Raw genomic sequence first — 1,301 nt, forward strand, 5'->3', positions numbered from 1 at the left:
CTGATTATTACTAACGGCAAAACAACCGATCGAGGTGGCGCGATCGGCACAACCGACGAAGTAAACCTCACAGTAGACAATGTTCAGTTCAACAACAACGTCGCCGATAAAGGCGGTGGCGCAATTTTTGGTAATTTCAACAATACCCTGACTGTTACCAACAGTAAATTCAACGGCAACGTCGCCACCGCCGCTAACGATGAACGTGGTGCAGGTGCGATCGGCTTTTTGAGTTTCAAAACTATTACAGTCACCAACAGCGACTTCACCAACAACAAAGGAATTAACGGCGGGGCGATTAACAGCCTTCAAGGTAAGCTGACAATTGACAACTCCCGATTCATCGGCAACGACACCACAGCAGCCACTTTCGCCACAGGGAAGTCCAATGATTTCTTAAGAGGTTTCGGCGGCGCACTATATACCGATCGAGCCAGCAATCCCAGCGAAGCTTCCGGCACAATTAAGATCACCAAAAGTGTATTTCAAGACAACAAAGGGCGAGGCGAAGGCGGAGCAGCTTATCTGTTTACCGGCACCCAAGATAGCGTAAGTATTGCAGACAGCACCTTCCAAAACAACGAAATTCTGTCGCTTCCCGGTGGCAACGACGGAGTTGGAGGCGGGTTGGTAAACTTGAGCAACGGCCTCAACAAAGGACTTACGGTCTCCAACACCACCTTTGCTGGTAACAAAGCCCCCGGTCAAGGTGGCGCCATGTGGATCATGGATGCGCCTACCACGATTACTAACAGCACCTTTTCTGGCAACCAAGTTAGTGGGACTACCGACTTTTACGGCAATGTCGGTGGTGCAATGGCTCTTTATGCCCCCACAACGATCGTCAACACCACCATTGCCGATAATTCCGCCCGTTGGGTGGGCGGAGGCATCTCGGCGGCGTCGGGAAAGCCTGTCAGTGTCAAGAACACGATTTTTTCTAACAACACGGCGGGGAATGAGTTTGGCATTCAGCAGCACACCAGCAGCGAACTAACTGACCAAGGTGGCAATTTTCAGTGGCCTGTCAAAAAAACTACTAACTTCAACGATTACAATGCGACGGCAAGTATTACGCTCGCAGACCCCTTACTTGGCCCTTTGCAAAACCTCAATGGTGCTTTAGTCAGGCCGCTGCTGACAGGAAGTCCGGCCATTGATCAAGGGATTGCTACGGGCGCACCCACCAAGGATCAGCGTGGCGTGACTCGCCCTCAAGATGGCGACAGCATTCCAGGTGCCATCGTCGACAGCGGCTCTTTTGAATTGGGAGGTAGTGTCGTCCCGGTGCCTACTCCGAC

1 protein-coding gene is annotated in these 1,301 nt (G+C 51.7%); it reads left to right on the forward strand.

Annotated elements, in window-relative coordinates; all coding sequences use genetic code 11:
* Positions 1–1,301 (forward strand): choice-of-anchor Q domain-containing protein (locus QUA77_RS29125; protein WP_333454108.1); only part of this gene is annotated, 1,301 nt, incomplete at both ends.

It is taken from the genome of Microcoleus sp. K5-D4 (assembly GCF_036704575.1).
Classification (GTDB): Bacteria; Cyanobacteriota; Cyanobacteriia; order Cyanobacteriales; family Microcoleaceae; genus Microcoleus.